This is a genomic window from Cryptosporangium japonicum (assembly GCF_039524755.1).
Classification (GTDB): Bacteria; Actinomycetota; Actinomycetes; order Mycobacteriales; family Cryptosporangiaceae; genus Cryptosporangium; species Cryptosporangium japonicum.
The window spans coordinates 59388-81284 of the sequence record NZ_BAAAGX010000006.1; the positions used below are offsets into that span (position 1 = coordinate 59388).

Below are 21897 nucleotides of genomic sequence, written 5' to 3' on the forward strand. Positions count from 1 at the left end.
CTAGGCCCCCGTCCCGACGTAGCGGCGCGGAACACGCGCACCGACGCGCGTCACGATCTCGTAGTTGATCGTGCCGACGACCTCGGCCCACTCGTCCGCGGTGGGGCCGTCGGGTGAGAACAGGATGGCTTCGTCGCCGTCGGACACCGGGTCGTCGCCCACGTCGAGAACGAACTGGTCCATGCAGACGCGCCCGGCGATCGTCCGCCGTTTCCCGCCGAGGAGCACCGGAGCCCGGTTGCTCGCGTGGCGCGGGATCCCGTCGGCGTACCCGAGCGGAATCAGCGCGAGCGTCGTGGCGGTTTTCGTGTGGTACGTGTGCCCGTAGGAGACACCGTGTCCGGCCGGGACGCGTTTCGCGATCAGCACCTCACCGCGCAGGGTCATCGCCGGCCGCAGCGGGGCCTCGATCCGCTCGGGGTTCGGCGAGAGCCCGTAGAGCGCGACGCCCGGCCGGACCAGGTCGAAGTAGGCCTGCGGGAGCGTGAGCGTGCCGGCGGAGTTGGCCAGGTGCCGCAGCTGCGGACGGATCCCCAGCTTCTCCGCGATCTCCAGCGCCTGGTGGAAGGCCTCGAGCTGCGCCGCGATCGACGGGTGGCCGGGCTCGTCGGCGCAGGCGAAGTGGCTCCAGACGCCGACCACCTCGATCGTGCCCTCGGCCCGGGCCTTGGCCGCGGCGGTGAGCAGGTCCGGCCAGTCGGCCGAGGTGGCGCCGGAGCGCCCGAGTCCGGTGTCGACCTTCAGGTGCACACGCGACGTCCGCCCGGTGGCTTTCGCGGCGGCGACGACGTCGTCGAGCACGCGGACGCTCGGAACGCCGAGATCGACGTCAGCGCCCACCGCCGCGGTGAAGTCGGTGCCCGGCGCGTTGAGCCAGCTGAGCATCGGGGCGTCGATGCCCGCGGTGCGCAGCTCGAGGGCCTCGGCCACCGTGGCCACCCCGAGCCAGGTGGCGCCGCCGGCCAGCGCGGCCCGCGCGGACGGCACCGCGCCGTGCCCGTACCCGTCGGCCTTCACGACGGCCATCGTCGCCGCGGAACGCGAGGCCGCACGCTCCACCAGGTGTGCGGTGTTCGCCCGGATCGCATCCAGGTCGATCACCGCTTCCGCTTGCACCATGGCGCCCATTCTCCCAGGCGGCGCCTCTGCCGCAGTAGGAGCACCCACCGGCACGTGTTCGTTACGTCCAGGCTTCGCGAACGGCGGCGAGCATGTTTTCGTCCAGCAGACCGAACGGCGTGATCCACGTGCCACCGAGCCCAGCAGCCTCGGCCGCCCGGACCGAGCCGACCAGACGATCCGGGACCGAGGCTTCAGTGTCCGACCAGAGGCCCACTGACAACACGTACCGGGAGCGGTCGTGCCCGGCCAGCATCCCGAACAGCCGGTCCACGTTCTCGGGATGGCCGGGAAGCCCGGGAAGGTACCAAAGGACCAACTTGTCGGCGACCGTCAGGAGAGTCCCGTAGTCCTGTCCGAACTCCCGCCCTCGACGCGACAGATCAGACCAAGACAGGCGGACGTCGACGAGCAACTGGGCGTTGTGCCGCCGGGTGACCTCGGCGACTCGACTCACCACCGCAGCGACCTGGCCGGAACGCCAGGTGCCGATCGAAGGGTCGTCGATGTTCACGCTGCCGTCCCGGCGGCGAGGCCAGTCGGACGCACCCGTGGCGGACCGGTAGGAGTCGAGGTCGGGCTCGCTGTAGCCGAATTCGTAGAAGTCCAGCTCAGTGAGGTTGATCCCATCGATTGAATAGTTGCTGAGCAGGTATTCGACCATCGTGACGAGACGGTCCCCCGCCTCACCACTGACGAGAGCAGCCGTCGACGGACGCAGGTTCGAGCGCTCACCCCACGCGTCAGCGGCGGCCAACGAGGGATTCTGCTGCAGCAGTCGCTCCGCCAGGACGTCCACGACGGCAACGGTTCGGCGACCGTTCCCCACGGTCCGAACTACCTCCGCGAACGGATCCGAGATTCGCTCCGTCACTTGGTCCGCCCACACGTCCGGGCGGTCCGACCATCTGAAGGTCGCCCAGTCCGTGCGCCCAGCGGTCACCGCGACGGTGTCAGCGCCCACCTTCTCGAGTCCTTGCCGGAACCGGGAAGGGTCGCGATCGGCGTCGAGTACGTCCTGGAATCCGAGGCTGACCGTACGCGATCCTCGCCGCCCGACTCCTGGGTCGGTGGCGAACGACGCCGCGGCGACACCCCCAACGACAGCCGCGATGCCACCGAGAACCACTCGCCGCGTCACTCCGGTGCGACGTGGACGGGCTGCTGCGCTTCGGCGTGCATGCCCGGACGGCTCACGACTCCGGTCCGATGTAGTTTGTTCCACTCTGCTCGCGTACCTCGCAGTTCTAGTACGACGGCCCAAACCATGACCGCACTCATCGCCAGCGAGTACAGGGGCCACAGTGGCACCAGGTAGAGAAAGCGCAGATCCCGCCAGGCGCGATCGAGCACCAAAGCGAAGAGCACCGCGACCAGCCCCACGAACAATCCGAGCCAGCCGATGATCAGCATAGGTGTGGAGCCGATCGGAGAAAGCCCCGCCGCGACGAGAGGCGGGACCATCACCATGGTCGCGAGTTGCAGGAACGGGACTACGAGCATGGCGCCGACGTTGAACGTGAGAAACAGACCGAACGGGCCGTAACGAGACCGACCGATCATGTCTCGGTGTATCCGAACCGTCTGCAGGAAGCCCCTCGCCCAGCGAACGCGCTGCTTCCACAGACCGCCACAGGTTGCCGGTACCTCGGCGTACACCGTGGCACTCGGCCGGAAGTTGACCTGGAATCCCATTCTGTGGACTCTCCAGGTCAACTCCAGATCCTCGCCGATGCATTGCTCACGAAATCCACCGGCGCGCTCGACGACGTGCCGCCGGAAAGCACCAAGATTTCCGGAGACGATGGGTAGACAGCCGATCAGCGCCAGGCCGCGGCGACAAAATCCAGTCCCCACGTGCGTCATCAGGGCCGCCAGCCGTGGCAGCACCCGGTCCAGATTGACCGGCTCGTCGTTGCCGCACACGGCACCCACGGTCGCTCGGTCGAACCCCGCGAGCATCTCCCTGATCGTCTGCGGCGCGAATACGCCGTCCGCGTCGACGAAGAAGAGTACTTCTCCATTCGCCCGGGCGATCCCCGCGTTGAGCGCAGATGCCTTGCCGCCGTTCACCTTCGTGATCAGCACGACTTCGGGAACCAGGGCGTAGCGCTCCATTATTTGCCGGGTATCGTCAGTCGAACCGTCATCAACCAGGATGACCTCTTTGTTCGGGTAGCCGTCCGCCAGAATCGAGTCAACGCAGTTCGCCAGGACGACGCCCTCGTTGTACGCCGGGACGACGACGGAGATCAGCGGCTCCTCGGTGTTGAAGATCGCTTCCTGTCGCCGGCGCCCCTCGAACATCAGCGCGGCGGGGTAATAGGCGATCTTCATCGACCCCAGAATGAAGATCGGAAAGCTCAAGGTGGCGAAGATCGCCAGCACGACACTCATGCCGTCGCCATTTCGGCGATGCCGAGATCCGCTAGCGCTTCCCGCAGAATTTCCGGAGCAAATGCACTGTGCGCGCCGAATCGCGCGTTCACTTCGAGTACCACGGGCTGTCCATCGACCCGTCTGCGAACATCGAGGTCCGCCGGCCCTCGCAGGTCGAGGGCGGCCACCGCTCGTGCCGCCAGGGACGCGACGTCCAGTTCGTCGACGCGCTCGACAGCGGTGGCGTTACCGACCTCGCCGTGCGCTCTGGACAGCTTTCGCAGCACGACCGTGGTCGTCTCCCTCGACGACCACGGGCGGTACACGTTCACGACGTATTCGACGCCGGGCGCGAACTCCTGAGCGATCGAGGGCACCCGCAAGAACGTCTGATCCGGGATGCCGCCGACCTGGCGATGCACGACAACTCCTCGGCCGCCGCGCCCCATCCGGGGCTTGGTGACGAACGGCCAACCCAACGAGCGGCCCAGCGCCTCAACGTCGACTTCGGACCCGACCGCGGTGAAGCGAGGCGTCGCCACGCCAGCGGCTTCCAAAATGCGTGCCGTCCACCACTTGTCACCGGCCATCGCCGTGGCTGCGACCGAGCCCGCCAGAATCGGCACCGGCCCGTCCGCATACGCCGCCACTATCGGCAACTCTTCGCTCACGGTCGGGACTATCAGCGCAACCCCGTGCGCGGCCGCGATCGCGTGCAACGCGGCTACGTAGTCGGGCCGCGCGACCGCGGGCACGCCGAGGGCATCCGGCATGTCAGCCGGTGGTACGAGGTCAACGCCCACCACCCGCAAACCGCACCCCCGAAGCTGCGCGATCAGGCTCCGTCCGGCCGGACCACCGACACCGGTCACCAATATGGGACCGTCCGACGACTTCACAGGTCACCCACCGCCGACCCGAGCAATCGCACCGGCTCGAAGCCTTCGGCATGATTGATCTTGGCTTGGGCGCCGCGGAAAGAAGCAAGGCCCCGGATCCGCTCGTCGGTCATGTACGGCTTGTCAGCCTGGTCGCGGTGGGCTTTGACCGCCTGGACCTTGACATCCACGTAGTCGCCGATGTCGACGAAGACCTGCGGGGAGAATTTGTCGGTCACCGACGGGCTTTCGTAGCAGAGAATCGCCGAGTGCTGACGGGCTGCTCGCAGCGTGGCCAAGTGCACCGCGTGGTGGTCCTGGTGCTGATCGTTCCCGGAGTGGGTGAGCACGATGTCCGGGTTGTAGCGACGCAACGCGGCCTCGACGATCTGGGTCATCTCGAACTCGTGGGCCTGCAGCCGCGTGTCCGGAAAATCGTGCACGACGACAGAGGTGGCTCCGAGCAGGCGTCCGCCCCGAATCGCCTCCGCCGGACGCTTGCTGAAGTCGCCACCGATCTCGCCACCGCTCATGACCAGGGCATGAATCTCGTGCCCGGAGTCGTGCAGCTTGGCGATCGTGCCGCCGCACGCCAGCTCCAGATCATCGGGATGCGCGCCGATGGCCACGATTCGACGCGGTTGCGCCGCCGGTCGCGCCTCGATCCATCGACGCTGAGCGTATCCCAGCAGGAAAGCGATCCCCACCACGTCCAGGCAGAGCAGCGTCACCATCAGAGCTTTGTGACAATTCGCCGACCAAATGTCACAAAAGAAGACTTCGCCAAGGTTCAAAGGCACCAACACGGCTGCGGCGAGATATGCCGCCGTCCGCACCCGGAGCGGCTGAAGAAAACGCCGATGCAGATTACCCCCCGGCCACGCCGTAACTATCGGTGGAACACAGAAAACAAAAGCAAGAACAGCGAACAGTGAAATCGACACGGAACCCCCCATACACCGAGCCGACGCCCCGACAGCGAGCGCGTATATACCCGGGTCGGGAGGTTATCGGCTTGTCGGAAAGTTTGTGACCCTGTTTTTTGGCACCTTGGCGTCTTTAACGGCGCCGACACCATGAGACGGAAAAACTACTCTTGAGTACGCTTGACTCGAGTGGCTTGGGTCACACCGTTCGACTTCTATTCACGTCCGGACGGCTCACGACGCCGGTCCGGTGCAGCTTGTTCCACTCGGCTTTCGTACCTCGCAGTTCCAGCACCACCGCCCAGACCATGACGGCGCTCATGCACAGCGAGTACAACGGCCACAACGGCACGAGGTACAGGAACCGAACGTCCCGCCAGGCCCGATCCAGGACCAGCGCGAACATCACCGCGACCAGCCCGGCGAACAGCCCCATCCACCCGAGCGCCGCCAGCGGCGTCGATCCCACCGGGGATCGGCCGGCCACGATGAGCAGGGGGAGGAACAGCACCGTGATCAACTGCAGGAAGGGCACGACCAGCATCGCGCCGACGTTGAACGCGAGGAAGAGGCCGAAGGCCCCGTAGCGCAGCCGACCGATCATGTCGAGGTGGAGCCGGGCGGTCTGCAGGAACCCACGGGCCCAGCGGACACGCTGCTTCCACAAACCGCGGACGGTCGCCGGCACCTCGGCGTACACGGTTGCGCGCGGCCGGAAGTTGACCTGAAAACCCAGTCGCTGGACGCGCCAGGTGAGCTCGAGGTCCTCCCCGATGCAGTCCTCCCGGAAGCCGCCTGCTCGTTCGACGACGTACCGACGGAACGCACCGAGGTTGCCGGAGACGATCGGCAGGCAGCCGATCAGGGCCAGGCCGCGTCGGCAGAACCCCGTGCCCACGTGCGTCATCAGCGCGGCCATGCGTGGCAGTAGCCGATCGAGGTTGACCGGTTCGTCGTTACCGCAGACCGCTCCGACGCTCGCCCGGTCGAATCCCGCCAACATCTCCCTGATGGTCCGCGGCGTGAAAACACCGTCCGCGTCGACGAAGAACAGGATCTCGCCGCGCGACCGCTCGATCCCGGCGTTGAGAGCCGACGCTTTTCCCCCGTTTCGCTTCGAAACGATCGAGATCCCCGGAATGCCGTTGTAGCGCTGCATTATTCGTAACGTGTCGTCGGTCGAACCGTCGTCAACCAGAATGATCTCTTTGTTCGGGTAGTCATCCGCTAAGATCGATTCGACGCAGTTGGTGAGAACGATACCCTCGTTGTAGGCCGGAATAATGACCGATACAAACGGATCTTCGTGAGTGAAGACCGGCTCTTTCCTACGGCGCAGCTCGAACAGTACCGCAGCCGGGTAGTAAGCGATTTTCAGCGAGCCGAGAACGAAGATCGGCAGGCTCAACGCCGCGAAGATCGCCAGCACGACGGTCATGCGGTCACCAGCTCACGCAGGTCGTGTTCGTCCAGCAACCCTTGCAAGACCTCGGGTGCCGCCGCGCTGTGCGCGCCGAATCGCGCGTTGACCTCGAGCACGAGAGCCTGTCCGTCGAGCCGACGACGTATGTCCAGGTCGGCCGGCCCGCAGAGGTCGAGGGCGGTGACCGCGTCCACCGCCAGCGCCGCAACGTCCGGTGCGTCGACTCTTTCCACAGTGAGCGCATTGCCGATCTCACCGTGGGTCCGGTCGGTCTTCCGGAGCACGACCGCGGTGACCCGGCCCCTCCTCCACGGCCGGTAGACGTTCACCACGTACTCGGCTCCGGGGGCGAACTCCTGCGCGATCAGTGGCGGCTCGGCCGGGAACCGCCGGTCGCCGACATCGGCGGCTCGGTGGACCCGCACTCCCCGGCCGCCCCGGCCGACGCGAGGCTTGGTGACGAACGGCCAGCCGAGCAAATTACCGAGATCCTCGGCAGCCGTCCCGGGACTCGGCCGCACGTACCGAGGGACTGCCACGTCGTGCGACTCCAATGTCCGCGCGGTCCACCATTTGTCGTGGGCGAGCGCCGCACTGGCCACCGATCCGACGACGATCGCCACCGGACCGTCGGCATGGGGAGCGACGATCTGCAGCTCTTCGGCTACCGTCGGGATGATCAGCGATACTTGGTGCTCAGCCGCCAGGCGATGCAGAGTCGTCACGTAGTCCGCGGCCGTCACCGGCGGTACCGCCAAGACTTCCGGTGCATCCGCGGGTGGCACCAAGTCGACCCCGAGCACTCGGACGCCGCGTTCGCGAAGCTGGGCCGAGAGGCTCCGGCCAGCGGGTCCGCCCGCCCCGGTCACCAGCACCACACCGCCGGCCCGGCTCACAGGTCGCCTACCGCGGATGCGAGCAGGCGCACCGGCTCGAAGCCCTCCGCATGCCCTATCTTCGCTTGCGCCCCGCGGAAGGACGCGATTCCGCGGATCCGGTCGCCGGTCATGTAGGGCTTGCCGGCCTGGTCGCGGTGTGCCTGCACGGCCTTGACCTTGACATCGACGTAGTCGCCGATGTCGACGAAAACCTGCGGCAAGAACTTCGAGGTCACCGATGGGCTCTCGTAACAAAGGATGGCCGAATGCTGCCGGCCAGCACGCAGCGTGGCCACGTGCACGGCGTGGTGGTCCTGATGCTGGTCGTTCCCGGAGTGGGTCAACACGATGTCGGGGTTGTAGCGGCGCAGCGCCGCTTCGATGACCTGGGTCATCTCGAGCTCTGCCTCACGGAGCCGGGTGTCCGGGAAATCGTGAACGGTGACGCTGGAGATGCCCAGGAGTTTGCCGCCGGTGAGCGCCTCCCGCGGACGCCGGCTGGAGTCCCCACCCACCTCGCCGCCACTCATCACGAGTGCGTGGATCTCGTGTCCGGAGTCGTGCAGCTTAGCGATCGTGCCACCGCACGCCAGCTCCAGATCGTCGGGGTGCGCGCCGATCGCGAGGATGCGACGTGCCTGAGTGGCCGGTGCAGCGTCGATCCAGCGGCGGTGGACGTAGAGGAGGATCAAGCCGATGCCGACGCCGTCGAGGCAGAACAGTCCGAGTCGGACGACGTTGGCGGTGAACAACGACCACTCGGTCTCGAACAGTACGGCGGCGATATTCGGCGGCACGAGTGCGACCGCAACGAAATAAGCCACTGAACGTACCCGATCGGGCTGCCGGACCCGACGATGTAATTGATTGCCCGGCCAAGTCGCGACAACCGATGGCAGGCAGAGCAACAATGCCATGACCGTGAACAACGAGACTGACACGATATCCCCCGGGACGAACCCAAACGTGGGCACACGCCGTACCCCCGGAGGGAGGTTATCGGTTCGATAGAGATTTGCCGACCCGCTGTTTCACCGACGGATGTTCGCACCCGCTACTTCGTCCGGTCGGTAGCGAGATCGAGCCGAGCGGATCGACGATTCACCGAATGGCCGAGGGGGCACGACCCCTGAATGGAATTCATCCGGCAGGGCTGACCCTACTATTTTGATGAACGGCAAACATCTCCATTAACCAATTTCATCAGACCCGGACGTCCGGTCGAGGACTGGACGTGCTGGGGCTCGGGCTGGGGCTGGGGGCCTGCGGGGACGTCTCGGTCGGTTTCGGCTCCGGGCGGTCGCACATCGCGTGCAGCTCGGCGCGGGCCTGTTCGGCTTCGGCCACCTCGATGAACGGCACCGGGTCGCGGGTGGCGAACCAGTAGAGGGCCTGGCGGACGGCACGGTGGACGATCCGGATCGGCTGGCGCATCGGGCGCGGCGCCCACGACACGTCGGCGAGCAGGTCCGTGCTGCTCTGGTTCCAGGCCGCCAGGTCGGGGTCGATGGTGGGCAGGGTGCGCAGCAGCGCGACCGCGGTGTCGACGTGCCGGAGCACCCGGTCGCACGCACCGGCCACCCCGGCCGGTGGCGGCTCGGACGGCGGGGACTGCGGCGGCGAGGGCGGCACCATGCTCGGCGGCAGGTGCCCGCGGTAGGGCACCCGCACCTCGTCGCTCGGGGTCCTGGCCACGTTCCGGCTGCCGGGTAAGGCCAGGGGCTCGGTGTCGTCCAGCCAGACGAACACCAGGACGACGAGCAGCACGAGGAACACTGCTCCGATGCCCGTCAGCAGGCCGGCGAGGTAGGGGCGCCGCATGACCCGAGCGTAGGTCTCGGCGCCACCAGTGAATGGTTCGTTACCTGATGGTGCGCTGAACCGCGGCCGGAAGGTGATCGAGGACGCGCGACGCGACCACCGGGCCGGCCTCGGCGGCGAGCCGCCCCGCGGTGCCGTGCACGAACGCTCCCGCCGCCGCGGCCTCGGCCGGTGGCACGCCGCCGGCGAGCAGCGAGCCGATCACCCCGGACAGGACGTCGCCGGTGCCGGCGGTGGCCAGCTCCGGCACGCCGGCCTTGACGACGTACACCGGCGCGTCGTCCGGACCGGCGATCACCGTCCGGTAGCCCTTGAGCAGCACGGTGACGCCCAGTTCGCGGGCGGCGCGGCGGGCGGCGTCGATCCGGTCCGGCCCGACGTCGCCGGCCAGGCGCGCGTACTCCCGGTCGTGCGGGGTGAGCACGGTCGGAGCCTCGCGCTCCCGCACCAAGGCCGGTTCGCGCGCCACGATCGTGAGGCCGTCGGCGTCCAGCAGCACGGGGAGATCGGTGGCGAGCACCTGGCGAACGGCGTCCTCCGCCTCGTCGTCGGTACCGAGGCCGGAGCCCACCACCCAGGCCTGCACCCGACCGGCGTCGGCCACCGAGGTCGCGGAGACGACCTCGGGGTGCGCCGTGCGGACCGCGTCCCGGGCCGCACCGGCGTACCGGACGTAGCCGGACGGGCCGGAGAGTGCCCCGCCCGTGCCGAGGACCGCCGCACCCGGGTACTGCTCCGAGCCCGCCGCGATGCCGACGACACCGCGGGTGTACTTGTCGTCGGACGGGCCGGGGCGGGGCCACCACCGGGCCACCGCGTCCGCGGTGACCAGGCGGGCCAGTGGCTCGGCCGGGAAACTCAGGCCGATGTCGACGACCTCCACCAGTCCGGCCCGCACCGCACCCTCGCCCACCAGCAGGCCGGCTTTGAGGCTCCCGAACGCGACCGTGACGTCGGCGGTGACCGCCGCGCCGGCCACCTCGCCGGTGTCGGCGTCGACGCCGCTGGGCAGGTCGACCGCGACGACCACCGACCCCTGGGCGCGCCACTGCTCGGCCGCGACGGCCAGCCGCGCGGAGTCCGGGCGCAGGCCACCGCGGCCGCCGATGCCGAGCAGCCCGTCGACGACCAGGGCCGGCCGCTCCCGGACGTCCTCGAGTTCGACGAGCCGGCCGCCGGCCGCACGCAGCGCGGTGAGACCGGCCCGGTGGACCCGCTCGTCCTGCACCCCGGCGATCGCCCGCACCACCGCACCCCGGCGGGCCAGCGCGGCCCCGGCGTAGAGCGCGTCGCCGCCGTTGTCGCCCTTGCCCACCAGCAGCACGACCGGCGTGCCGTAGACCCGGTCCAGCACCTCGACGCACCGGCGGGCCAGGCCGGCCGCGGCCCGGCGCATCAGCGCACCCGGCGGGACGTGCGCCATCACCTCGTGCTCGGCGGCCCGGATCGCCTCGACCGGCCAGGCGCCGGTCAGAACGTCACTCATTCACCCTCCGCGACAACCATTGCCGATGCGATCCCGCCGTCGTGGGAGAGGGAGAGGTGCCAGCGGGTGATGCCTGCTTTCGCCGCCGCGTCGGCGACCGTGCCGGTGATCTCCAGCCACGGACGGCCGTTCGCGTCCGGAACGATCTCGCAATCGTGCCACTTCAGCCCGTGCGGAGCGCCGAGCGCCTTCGCGACCGCCTCTTTCGCGGCGAACCGGGCGGCCAGCGAATCCACCGGTCGCGGGTGGCCGTCCTGGTTGACGCGCTCCGCCGGAGTGAACAGCCGTTCCGCGAAGTTCGGGGTGCGTGCCACCGCGGCGGCGAACCGTTCGACGAGCACGACGTCGATACCGACACTGACGATCACGCTTCACACCCTGGCATGTCGGTCGACAACAGTGGCACCGTGTCTCCCGTGCCACCTCTCACTGGTCGAGTTGCCCTGGTGACCGGAGCCAGCCGCAAGGCCGGCATCGGCGCCGCGATCGCCCGCCGTCTCGTCGCGGACGGGGCGTCGGTCCTCCTCCACGGCTGGGACGCCCACGACGAGGCCCAGCCGTGGGGCGCCGACGGCCTGCGTTCGGTCGCGATGGAGCTGGCCACCGACGGGGGCCGGGTCGCCACCGCGGCGGCCGACCTGTCCGACCCGGCGGCGCCACGCACGCTCGTGGAGTCCGCGCTCGACCAGTTCGGGCGGCTGGACATCCTGGTCGCCAACCACGCGCGGTCGGTGCCGTGGGGCCCGCTCCGCGACGTGACCGCGGCCGAGATCGACCTGTCGTACGCGGTGAACACCCGGGCCACGTTGCTGCTCGTGAAGGAGTTCGCGGTCGTTCGCGGCGACGCGCCGGACGGGCGGGTCGTGCTGCTGACCTCGGGGCAGGGCCAGGGGCCGATGCCGCTGGAGATCCCGTACGCGTCGAGCAAGGCCGCGCTGGCCGGCATGACGCCGAGCCTGGCGGCGGCGTTGGCCCCGAACGCCACCGTGAACTGCGTGAACCCGGGGCCGACCGACACCGGTTGGGCGTCCGAGGAGATCAAACAGAAAGTCACGGCCCCCTTCGGACGCTGGGGGCAGCCCGATGACGCCGCGAAGCTGATCGCCTGGCTGGTGGGCCCGGAAGCCGGGTGGGTCACCGGCCAGGTGATCAGTTCCGACGGCGGTTGGGGTCTTACTCGACCGTGACCGACTTGGCCAGGTTGCGGGGCTGGTCGACGTCGTTGCCGCGGGCGGCGGCGATCTCGCACGCCAGCACCTGCAGCGGCACCACGGTGGTCAGCGGCGCGAGCAGCGTCGTCGTGCGGGGCACCCGGATGAGGTGGTCGGCGTAGGGCTCGACCGCGGTGTCGCCCTCTTCGGCGATGACGATCGTGCGCGCACCCCGGGCCCGCACCTCCTGGATGTTCGACACGATCTTGTCGTGCAGGAGGCTGCGGCCACGCGGCGACGGCACCGTGATGACCACCGGCACCCCGTCGTCGATCAGCGAGATCGGGCCGTGCTTGAGCTCACCCGCCGCGAAGCCCTCGGCGTGCATGTAGGCGAGCTCCTTGAGCTTGAGCGCGCCCTCCAGTGCCACCGGGAAACCGACGTGCCGTCCGAGGAACAGCACCTGCTGCGACCCGGACAGGTCACGCGCGAGCTTCCGCACCGGCTCCATCGTCTGGAGCACCTCGGCGACCGCGTCCGGCGTCGCCTTCAGCTGGTCGACGATCGCCGCGACCTCGTCGGAGTACTTGATGCCGCGGATCTGCGCGAGGTGCAGACCGACCAGGTACACCGCGATGATCTGGGTGACGAACGCCTTGGTGGACGCCACCGCGATCTCCGGGCCGGCGTGCGTGTAGAGCACACCGTCGGACTCACGCGGGATCGTCGAACCGTTGGTGTTGCAGACCGCCAGCACGCGCGCCTTCTGCTCCTTGGCGTGGCGCAGCGCCATGATCGTGTCCATCGTCTCGCCGGACTGGCTGATCGCGATGACCAGCGTCGACCGGTCGAGCACCGGGTCGCGGTAGCGGAACTCGCTGGCCAGCTCGACCTCGACCGGGATACGCGTCCAGTGCTCGATCGCGTACTTGCCGACCAGGCCGGCGTTGTACGACGTGCCGCAGCCGATGATGAAGATCTTGTCGATGTCGCGCAGGTCCTGGTCGGTGAGGCGGACCTCGTCCAGCGCGATCTCGTTGTGCTCGGTGAGGCGCCCGCGCAGCGTGTCGGCGATGGCCTGCGGCTGCTCGGCGATCTCCTTGAGCATGAAGTAGTCGTAGCCGCCCTTCTCGGCGGCCGAGACGTCCCAGTCGACGTGGTAGTCGCGCACCTCGGCGGCCCCGCCGGCGAAGTCGGTGACGACGATGCCGTCCGCGGTGACCTCGGCGACCTGGTCCTGGCCGAGCTCGACCGCGTCCCGGGTGTACTCGATGAACGCGGAGACGTCGGAGGCGAGGAAGTTCTCACCCTGACCGCGCCCGGCCACCATCGGCGAGTTGCGGCGCGCGCCGACGACGACGCCGGGCACGTCCCGGTGGACGGCGAGCAGCGTGAACGCGCCCTCCAGCCGGCGGCAGACGATACGCATCGCCTCGGCCAGCCGGCCCGTGGTCTCGTCGGTGCTGGTGTGGCCGTAGTTCTGGCCGTCCAGCGACCAGTACGCCTCGGCGATCAGGTGCGCGGCGGTCTCGGTGTCGGTGTCGGAGCGGAACTCCACCCCGCGGTCCTCGAGCTCGGCGCGCAGCACCGCGAAGTTCTCGATGATGCCGTTGTGGATGACCGAGACGCTGCCGTCGGCCGACAGGTGCGGGTGCGCGTTGCGGTCGGTGGGCCCACCGTGGGTGGCCCAGCGGGTGTGACCGATGGCGGTGGACGCGTCGGTGCTGCCGAGCGCGCTGCCCGGGTCGGCCAGCACGCTGGTGAGGTTGGCCAGCTTCCCGGCCTTCTTCTCCACGGCGATCTTGCCGCCGTCGACCACGGCGATCCCGGCGGAGTCGTAGCCCCGGTACTCGAGCCGGCGGAGGCCCTCTACGACGATGTCGACCGCGCGACGCGGGCCGGTATAGCCAACGATTCCACACATGGTGCCGAGATTACCCAAGCGACTACCCGCTCCCCTATGGCGGGATGACACAGAGCGACGTTCGGCGTTAACTCTCGACCTTTCGGACAGTAAGCCGGTCGGTGGCCGGTGATTTCCGCAACATCAGCACCACCACGATCGTCAGCCACACCGCCCCATAGGCCGCGCCGGCGATCACGTCGGTCGGATGGTGCATACCGCGATAGACCCGGCTCAGCCCGACGAGGAACGCGAGCACGCCGACGACGGCCAGCCAGCGCCCCGGGTGCTTACCGCTCCGGCGGCTGAGCAGCACCGCCAGCACGCCGTAGCAGGCCACCGTCGCGGCCGTGTGCCCCGACGGGAAACTGCTGGTCGGCGGCGCGATGTCGAGGTGCTGGACGTCCGGCCGGGCGCGGTCGACGATCGCGGAGACGAGCAGAAAACCCCACACCTCGCCGACGACGGCCAGCACGATCGCGGTCGGCTCCAGCCAGCGCCGGTACACCAGGCGGGCGGCGAGCCAGCTGACGACCGTGATGATCGTGATCGTCGACGTCTCGCCGAGCAGGCTCGCGAACGCGGTGACGTCGTCGAGCGTGAGCGTGCGGTGCGCGGCGAACCAGCCGGGCAGCCCGGCGTCCGGGTGCGTCCTGGCCACCAGCCACCCCACACCGAGCGTGACCGCGACGAGCCCGGCCCAGGGCAGGACGATTCGTGGCGCCCAGTGGGCGATCTCGCCGACGGCGCCACGGAATTCTGGCAACGGTCGCGGGTCGGCGTCGGGCTCGGCGCGCTCGGGCTCGACGCCTTCGGTCAGCACGTGGGTGTGTGCTGCGCCTGTTTCGCGGCGCCAGGTCCGGAACACGATCGTCGTCGCGGCGACCCAGCCCAGGCCCACCAGGCAACCGCCGATCACGTCGCTCAAGTAGTGCACGCCCAGCGCGATCCGCGAGAAGCACACCGCGACCACGACCACCGCCGCCGCGGCCCAGCCGGCTCCGGGCACGCGCCCCCGGTTCAGCCAGAGCAGCAGCAGGACCGCGCAGCCGACGAACGCACCGAGCGCGTGCCCGGACGGGAACGAGTACCCGTCCGCGTACGCGACCGCCTCGGGCAGCCCCGGCCGGGCCCGCTCCACCACTTCCTTCAGCACGACGCCGAGCAGCGCGCCGCCCCACGTCGTCACCAGGGCCCAGAGCGCGAGCCGGGGGCGGTCCATCGCCAGCAGCCAGAGCGCGGCGATGGTCGCGACCAGCCGGAACGTCTCCGGCCGCCCGACGCTCGAGATGGTCTCGAGCACGTCGACGAACCAGGGGTGCGCGACCGCCACGTCGTGCAGAGTCCGCGCGACGCCCAGGTCCAGGCCGGCGACCGGACCGTCGACGTTCTTCACGACCAACGCGAGTAGCGCGACCGGCACGGCGACGACGCACGCGGCGGCCAGCGCGATCCCGAAGCGGACCAGCAGCCGCCGGTCCGCGGTCGGCAGTACGAGACCCATGCGGGTCACCATTGCCGCTCAGCGCCCGAACGACACGTCGAACCGACGCCCTGGGCCCCGTGACGACCTGGTGGTCCTGACCGCCGACGGGCGCTATCCGACGTCGGCGACGACCTTCGCGATGCGGTGGGCGACGGCCTCGGCGTCCTCCTGGCTGGCGGCCTCGACCATCACCCGGATCAGCCGCTCGGTGCCCGAGGGGCGCAGCAGCACCCGCCCGGTCTCGCCCAGTTCCCGCTCGGCCTCGGCGACCGCGGCGGCGACCGACTCCGCCGCGGCGACCGCGGCCTTGTCCTGCACCCGGACGTTGATCAGCACCTGCGGCAGCCGCGTGACCGCGCCCGCCAGCTCGGCGATCGTCTTGCCGCTGGAGGCCATCCGCGCCATCAGGTGCAGCGCGGTGAGCAGGCCGTCGCCGGTGGTGGCGTGCGCCGGCATCACGACGTGGCCGCTCTGCTCACCGCCGAGGGCGAGGCCCTGCGCGCGCAGCGCCTCCAGCACGTACCGGTCGCCGACGCCAGTGGTGACCAGCGAGATCCCGGCGTCCCTCATCGCGAGGGTCAGACCCAGGTTGCTCATCACGGTGACGACGAGCGTGTCCTCGGTGAGCGTCCCGGCGTCCTTCATCGCCAGCGCGATGATCGCCATGATCTGGTCGCCGTCGACCGTGTTGCCCTCGGCGTCCACCGCGAGGCAGCGGTCGGCGTCACCGTCGTGGGCGATCCCGATGTCGGCGTGGTGCTCGAGAACGGCCTTCCGGACCACGTCGAGGTGGGTGGAGCCGACGCCCTCGTTGATGTTCAGGCCGTCGGGCTCGGCCGCGATCGCGATGACCGTGGCACCGGCGCGCCGGTAGAGCTCCGGGGCGACCGCGGAGGCCGCGCCGTTCGCGCAGTCGACGACGACCGTGATGCCGTCCAGGCGGTGCGTGAGCGTGGTGAGCAGGTGCTCGACGTACAGCTCGCCGCCGTCGTGGAAGTCACCGATGCGCCCGACGCCGGCGCCGGCCGGACGCGTCCACTCGCGGGCCGCATTGTGCCGGATCGCTTCCTCGATCGCGTCTTCGATCTCGTCGGGGAGCTTGTGGCCGCCGCGGGCGAACAGCTTGATGCCGTTGTCGGGCATCGGGTTGTGGCTCGCCGACAGCATGACGCCGAGGTCGGCACCGAGCTCGGCGGTGAGGTGGGCGACCGCGGGGGTCGGAAGCGAGCCGACTCTCGTCACGTCCGCACCGGCGCTGGCGAGGCCGGCGCAGACCGCCGCCTCGAGCATCTCGCCGCTGGCCCGGGGGTCACGCCCCACGACGGCCTTCGGTCGTGGTCCCTCCACGCCGGCCAGTACGTGCGCCGCCGCGACGGCCACCGCCATCGCGAGTTCCGGCGTGAGGTCGCCGTTGGCGAGGCCTCGTACTCCGTCGGTACCGAACAGACGACCCATCAGTCCCGCCACTCCGCGGTGGTCACGACCGCTCGTGGGAGCGGTACGGATTCATTGGCCTCACGGGGCCGACCGTAATGGGTCGAGCAGTGCAATCCTGTCGGGCGCGCGACGTTGCACTGCCCCGGACCAGGCCGCCCCCCGTGTAACACACCGGCCGGTGGCGAGACCGCCACCGGCCGGGTCAAAGTCGAACCCTGGTAAAAATCAGCGCTTGCTGTACTGGGGCGCCTTGCGCGCCTTCTTGAGACCGTACTTCTTCCGCTCCTTGACCCGGGGGTCACGGGTGAGGAAGCCGGCCTTCTTCAGCGCCGGGCGGTCGTCGGGCTCGACGGTGATCAGCGCACGCGCGATCGCCAGCCGGAGCGCACCGGCCTGGCCGGTGATGCCGCCGCCACGCAGGCTCGCGATGACGTCGTACTGCTCGGTCTTCTCGAGGGTGACGAACGGCTCACGGATGAGCTGCTGGTGCACCTTGTTCGGGAAGTACTCCTCGAGGGTGCGGCCGTTGAGCTTGAACTGGCCGTTGCCCGGAACGATCCGGACCCGGACGATGGCCTCCTTGCGGCGGCCGACCGTCTGGATCGGCTTCTCCGCGACGACAGGGATGGTCACGCTGAAAGTCTCCTACTGCTGGCTGCGATGTCGCGGAATTACTGGGCGACCTGGTTGATCTCGAACGGCGTCGGCTTCTGAGCGCTGTGCGGGTGCTCCGGGCCGGCGTAGACCTTGAGCTTGCTCAGCAGCTGGCGGCCGAGCTTGTTCTTCGGCAGCATGCCGCGAACCGCGAGCTCGATGGCCCGCTCCGGCCGCGTCTCCAGCAGCTCGTTGTAACCGACGCGCTTGAGGCCGCCCGGGTAACCGGAGTGCCGGTAGGCGACCTTCGTCTCGCGCTTGTTGCCCGTCAGGGCGACCTTGGAAGCGTTGACGACGATGACGAAGTCACCGGTGTCGACGTGGGGCGCGAAGATCGGCTTGTGCTTTCCGCGCAGCAGCTGCGCTACGTGGGTCGCGAGCCGTCCGAGGACGACGTCGTTCGCGTCGATGACGTGCCACTGACGCTGGACGTCTCCGGCCTTCGGGCTAAACGTACGCACGGGTCTACCTTGTCTCGTCAGTTCTCGGATCCGCTGGCCGCTCACCGGCGGTTGAGCGCGCAATTGATCCGGGCGAGTCAACCCCGCGGAAGCATGAAGCGCGCAACAGCAGCCAAGGATACCCGGCAAATTCGAGCATGGTCAAAAGCGCCGTGCTAAGAGACTACGAGATGCGACGCACGGGCGCTGCGGAGGGTAAGTAGGCTCGGCGCATGACCACGCCGCCTCCTGGCCACCCGGGTTGGGACAGCCCACCCCACGGTCGGCCCGGTGCCGACGAGCCCGACCCCGCGAATCAGCCGCCGTCGGGCGACCAGCCGTACCCCTACGGGGGTCAGCCGCCGGGATACCCGCCGCAGGAGTACCCCGAGCAGGAGCGCAGCTGGTTCGAGCCGGCGCCCAAGGGGCCGGGGTACCAGGAGGGTCCGTCGGGTCAGCACGCGCCGCCCGAGCAGCAGGGGTACGCGGGCTATCCCGACCAGGCCGGTGGTTACCAGGGGTATCAGGAGCAGCCGGGTTACTCGGCGCAGCCGGCTCCGTACGCGGAGCAGCAGTACACCGATCAGCAGTACCAGTACGGCGGGCAACCGTCGTACGACGGGCAGCAGCAGCAGTACGGCGGTGCGCAGTACGACGCTCAGCAGCAGCAGTACGGCGGCCAGCCGCAGTACGACGCGCAGCCGCAGTACGACTCGCAGCCGCAGTACGACGCGCAGTACGGCGGGCAGCAACAGCAGTACGGCGAGCAGCAGCAGTACGGCGGGCAACCGGAGTACGGCGGCCCGCAGTACGGCGACACGCGGTACAACGACGCCACGCAGCAGTACGGCGCCGACCCGCGCTACGCGGACACGCAGTACGGTGCCAATCCGGCGAACGCCCAGCCCAGCGCACCTCCGTACAGCGGCGCGCCGTACAACGGCGGCCAGTACGGCGGCGCGCCCCAGAGCGGCCCTCCCTACGGCGGCCCTTCCTACGGCGGGGCACCGCAGAGCGCGCCGCCTTACGGCGGGGCGCCGCAGAGCGGGCCGCCCTACGGCGGGGCGCCGCAAAGCGGGCCGCCTTACGGCGGGGCGCCCTCGAGTGGTGCGCCGGCGGCGTACCCGCCGCTGGAAGGCCCGGGTGGCGATCCGTACGGCTCCTCCTACGGGTACGGGAGCGGTTTACCGGCCCGCGCGGAGGGTGATCGCTCGACGTCCCTGAACCCGGGCCACCCCGGGCTCGACAAGCCCCCGACGGAGGAGCCCGGTGGTCGCGGCAAGCTGATCGCGATCATCGCCGGCGCGGTCGTACTGGTACTCGTACTGGTCGGCATCGGCGGCTTCCTGTTCTTCCGGGACGACGACCCGACCGACAAGGCGGCCGCCCCGAAGCCCTCCGCGACGAGCGAAGCCCCGTCCCCGAGCGAGCCCGCGAGCGCGAGCCCGTCGACGTCGGCGAGCGGAGCGGGCGACAAGCTCGCCTCCCGCGAGACCGACCCGGCGCCGCTCGAACTCACGGCCATCAGCCTGCCCAAGTACACGCTCTCCACCAGCGGCAGCTACAACCGCACCGGTCAGGACAAGGCCGCCGACTGCGGCAAGGCCGTCGACGGCGGCGCGGTCGCGCTCGTGAAGAAGCTGAAGTGCTCCGAGGTGACGAGCGTCACCGCGGTGAACACCACGACCAGCTGCGCGGTGACGTTCGGCGCGCTGAACTTCCCGGACGCCGCGACCGCCGCCCAGGCCGAGACCGCGATCAAGGGCAGCACGGCGGGCAGCTTCGTCCCGCGCCGCCACAACGTCGCCGCCGAAGGGCAGTCGGGCAAGAAGGACTGGTGGTTCTACCGCAAGGCGTACGGCCACTGGCTGGTGTTCTCCAGCGGCGCCTACACGTCGGGCAAGAAGGCCGAGAAGGACCCGGTCATCGACACCTGCTCCCAGGACTTCCTCTACTACGTCATCGACGCCTTGGACAAGCGCCGCTAGGGCCTGAACCTTTGAAACCGGCCCTGGTTCGCCTGCTGCACCAGGAGCGCGACCTTGACCCGGTTGGCGCAGCCGAGCTTGGTCAGCACCCGGCTGACGTAGGTCTTGACGGTGGTCTCGCTGGTGCGCAGGCGTTCGGCGATCGCGGCGTTCGAGAGGCCCTCGGCGACCAGTTCGGCGACGCCACGCTCGCGCGGGGTGAGCACCTCCAACCGCGCTCGGGCCGACTCGCGCCGCTCGGTGTCGTCCGAGGTGACCTGATCGACCACGATGCGGGCGGCGGACGGCGACAGGTAGGCCTCGCCCGCGTGGACGGCCCGTACGGCGGCGGTGAGCTCCGCCGGTGAGCAGTTCTTGAGCAGGAAGCCCGCCGCGCGGTTGCGTACGGCGCGGAGCACGTTCGGCTCGGTGCCGAACGACGTCAAGACGACGACCGGCACGCCGGGCCGGCACCGGCGCAGTTCGTCGACGACACCGAGCCCGTCCAGCGCGGGCATCCGGATGTCGACGAGCACGACGTCGACGCCGGGGGCACTCGCGCGCTCCACGGCCGCGCGCCCGTCCGCCGCCTCGGCCACGACGGTCAGGTCGTCGGTGGCCTCCAGCACGGTGCGGATACCCGCCCTGACCAGCGGCTCGTCGTCCGCCACCAGCACCCGGATCGTCATCGGGGCTCCCCCGGCACCGGCCGGCTCATCCGACGCCGAGCAGCATCGCGGCCGGCAGCACACCGAACAGCAGCACCGCGGTGGCGGCGCCGAACGCGACGGTGAGCCGCCGGTGGCGGGCGCTCTCGGTGCCGACGGGCGGCGGAGGCGGTTCGGTGACGGTCGGCAGCAGCGCCACGAGCCGCGCGGTGCTCTCGTCGCGCACCAGCGACACGTACCCGCCGAGCGCTTCCACCCGCTCGCGCAGCCCGGCGAGCCCGTTCCCACCCGCTCGACGCTCCCCCGCGGCCGCGGCTCCGGACGACCCGGGCCCGGGTGGCCGGGGGTTGGTGATCGTGACGAGCAGCGTGTCGGGCTCCTCGTCCAGCGTCACGACGACCGGGCTCGCGGGTGCGTGCCTGGCCGCGTTCGTGACGCCCTCCTCGACGACCCGGTACGCCGCCCGATCCACCGCACGCGTCAGCGTGGCCCCACGCCGGCTCCGGTGGACCGTCACCGGCACGCCGGCCGACACCCACTCGTCGACCAGTGCGTCGAGCGCATCGAGGCCGGGGCCGTCGATCTCGTCGCCCTGGCGCAGCGCGCCGACGACGGCGTGCAGGTCGTCGAGGGTCTCGCGCGCCGAACCGGCGAGCCGCTGGACGCCCGACCGCTGCGCGGGCGGCAGGTCGCTCACTTCGAGCGCGCCGGCCTGCACCGACATCAGCGCCAGCCGGTGGCCGAGCGCGTCGTGCATCTCACGGGCGATCCGCAGCCGCTCACGCAGCCGCTCGGAGGCGGCACGCAACTCCTGCGCCTGTGCCAGCTCGCGGTTCCGTTCGGCCAGCGCCGCCACCAGGCGCGCGTGCTGACGCAGGTAACGCCCGGCGACCAGCGGGAGTACGACGAACACCAGGTACGAGGTGACGCTCGACGACGCCGACCCGGGATCGGCGGCCGCCGCCGTCACCGGCACCGCGAGCCCGCCGACCGCGGCTCCGACCGTCACCACCGACGCCCGTTCCGAGCGCCCGGCCCGGAACGCGGTCAGGAGCAGCAACACGAACCCGACGTGACCGACCGCCGCGACGACGAGCGCGCACCCGAACGCCGCCGCCGGGTACCGGCGCGAGACCAGCAGCGTCAGCCCGGCCGCGACGACGTAGGCCGCGGCGGCCGGCGTGACCCCGTGCCGCGCCACCACCGTGAGCACCTCGCCGGCGAGCACGGCGACGGGAATCAGTAATCCCATGCCGAGCAGGCTACGAGCCCGCGTCACCG

20 protein-coding genes are annotated in these 21897 nt (G+C 69.9%); 2 read left to right on the forward strand and 18 right to left on the reverse strand.

The annotated features are described in order from the left end of the window. From alr to ABD437_RS05190, 11 genes are all read right to left on the reverse strand, one after another. Complete coding sequence (alr, locus tag ABD437_RS05140) at positions 1-1119, reverse strand: alanine racemase (protein ID WP_344647582.1); 1119 nt, start codon at positions 1117-1119, stop codon at positions 1-3. A 61-nt stretch (positions 1120-1180) separates the two neighbouring features. Beyond that, positions 1181-1918, reverse strand: a complete 738-nt coding sequence (locus ABD437_RS05145) for a glycoside hydrolase family protein (protein WP_344647583.1) — start codon at positions 1916-1918, stop codon at positions 1181-1183. Between the two features lie 338 nt (positions 1919-2256). Beyond that, positions 2257-3516 (reverse strand): glycosyltransferase family 2 protein, encoded by a 1260-nt coding sequence (locus tag ABD437_RS05150; RefSeq protein ID WP_344647584.1) that lies wholly within the window; start codon positions 3514-3516, stop codon positions 2257-2259. Continuing rightward, on the reverse strand, positions 3513-4271 hold the full coding sequence (locus tag ABD437_RS05155; protein WP_344647585.1) for an ATP-grasp domain-containing protein: 759 nt from the start codon (positions 4269-4271) through the stop codon (positions 3513-3515). Before ABD437_RS05155 ends, ABD437_RS05150 begins: the two co-directional genes overlap by 4 nt. A gap of 122 nt (positions 4272-4393) precedes the next feature. Further along, complete coding sequence (locus ABD437_RS05160; RefSeq protein WP_344647586.1) at positions 4394-5110, reverse strand: PIG-L deacetylase family protein; 717 nt, start codon at positions 5108-5110, stop codon at positions 4394-4396. A 391-nt stretch (positions 5111-5501) separates the two neighbouring features. Next, positions 5502-6740, reverse strand: coding sequence for a glycosyltransferase family 2 protein (locus tag ABD437_RS05165; protein WP_344647587.1), 1239 nt, complete (start codon positions 6738-6740; stop codon positions 5502-5504). Beyond that, positions 6737-7468, reverse strand: a complete 732-nt coding sequence (locus tag ABD437_RS05170) for an ATP-grasp domain-containing protein (protein ID WP_344647588.1) — start codon at positions 7466-7468, stop codon at positions 6737-6739. The genes ABD437_RS05165 and ABD437_RS05170 overlap by 4 nt, the downstream gene beginning before the upstream one ends. 149 nt (positions 7469-7617) lie before the next feature. Further along, positions 7618-8532, reverse strand: coding sequence for a PIG-L deacetylase family protein (locus ABD437_RS05175; RefSeq protein WP_344647589.1), 915 nt, complete (start codon positions 8530-8532; stop codon positions 7618-7620). 274 nt (positions 8533-8806) lie between these two features. Next, positions 8807-9424: a hypothetical protein gene (locus ABD437_RS05180; RefSeq protein WP_344647590.1), complete on the reverse strand. Its 618-nt coding sequence runs from the start codon at positions 9422-9424 to the stop codon at positions 8807-8809. 40 nt (positions 9425-9464) lie between these two features. Further along, positions 9465-10898: an NAD(P)H-hydrate dehydratase gene (locus ABD437_RS05185; RefSeq protein WP_425558118.1), complete on the reverse strand. Its 1434-nt coding sequence runs from the start codon at positions 10896-10898 to the stop codon at positions 9465-9467. A gap of 8 nt (positions 10899-10906) precedes the next feature. Next, positions 10907-11278: a holo-ACP synthase gene (locus ABD437_RS05190; protein ID WP_344647592.1), complete on the reverse strand. Its 372-nt coding sequence runs from the start codon at positions 11276-11278 to the stop codon at positions 10907-10909. 15 nt (positions 11279-11293) lie between these two features. Between ABD437_RS05190 and ABD437_RS05195 the strand changes: the two genes are divergently transcribed. Next, on the forward strand, positions 11294-12097 hold the full coding sequence (locus ABD437_RS05195; RefSeq protein WP_344647593.1) for an SDR family oxidoreductase: 804 nt from the start codon (positions 11294-11296) through the stop codon (positions 12095-12097). Here the strand turns inward: ABD437_RS05195 and glmS are convergent. From glmS to rplM, 5 genes are all read right to left on the reverse strand, one after another. Further along, positions 12084-13985, reverse strand: coding sequence for a glutamine--fructose-6-phosphate transaminase (isomerizing) (glmS, locus tag ABD437_RS05200; protein WP_344647594.1), 1902 nt, complete (start codon positions 13983-13985; stop codon positions 12084-12086). The genes ABD437_RS05195 and glmS overlap by 14 nt on opposite strands. A gap of 67 nt (positions 13986-14052) precedes the next feature. Continuing rightward, the gene (locus ABD437_RS05205) at positions 14053-15468 is read right to left on the reverse strand and encodes a phosphatase PAP2 family protein (protein WP_344647595.1); all 1416 of its coding nucleotides are present in this window, start codon (positions 15466-15468) and stop codon (positions 14053-14055) included. A 93-nt stretch (positions 15469-15561) separates the two neighbouring features. Then, complete coding sequence (gene glmM, locus ABD437_RS05210; RefSeq protein WP_344647596.1) at positions 15562-16905, reverse strand: phosphoglucosamine mutase; 1344 nt, start codon at positions 16903-16905, stop codon at positions 15562-15564. Positions 16906-17112: 207 nt separating this feature from the next. Beyond that, positions 17113-17520, reverse strand: a complete 408-nt coding sequence (gene rpsI, locus ABD437_RS05215; RefSeq protein WP_344647597.1) for a 30S ribosomal protein S9 — start codon at positions 17518-17520, stop codon at positions 17113-17115. Between the two features lie 38 nt (positions 17521-17558). Next, positions 17559-18002 (reverse strand): 50S ribosomal protein L13, encoded by a 444-nt coding sequence (gene rplM / locus ABD437_RS05220; RefSeq protein WP_035857788.1) that lies wholly within the window; start codon positions 18000-18002, stop codon positions 17559-17561. Positions 18003-18214: 212 nt separating this feature from the next. Between rplM and ABD437_RS05225 the strand changes: the two genes are divergently transcribed. Next, positions 18215-19969: a hypothetical protein gene (locus ABD437_RS05225; protein WP_344647598.1), complete on the forward strand. Its 1755-nt coding sequence runs from the start codon at positions 18215-18217 to the stop codon at positions 19967-19969. Here ABD437_RS05225 and ABD437_RS05230 read toward each other — a convergent pair. Then, a complete protein-coding gene (locus ABD437_RS05230) occupies positions 19966-20637 on the reverse strand; it encodes a response regulator (RefSeq protein ID WP_344647599.1) in 672 nt (223 codons plus the stop codon). The genes ABD437_RS05225 and ABD437_RS05230 overlap by 4 nt on opposite strands. A gap of 25 nt (positions 20638-20662) precedes the next feature. After that, positions 20663-21868 (reverse strand): sensor histidine kinase, encoded by a 1206-nt coding sequence (locus ABD437_RS05235; RefSeq protein ID WP_344647600.1) that lies wholly within the window; start codon positions 21866-21868, stop codon positions 20663-20665. Positions 21869-21897 lie beyond the last annotated feature (29 nt).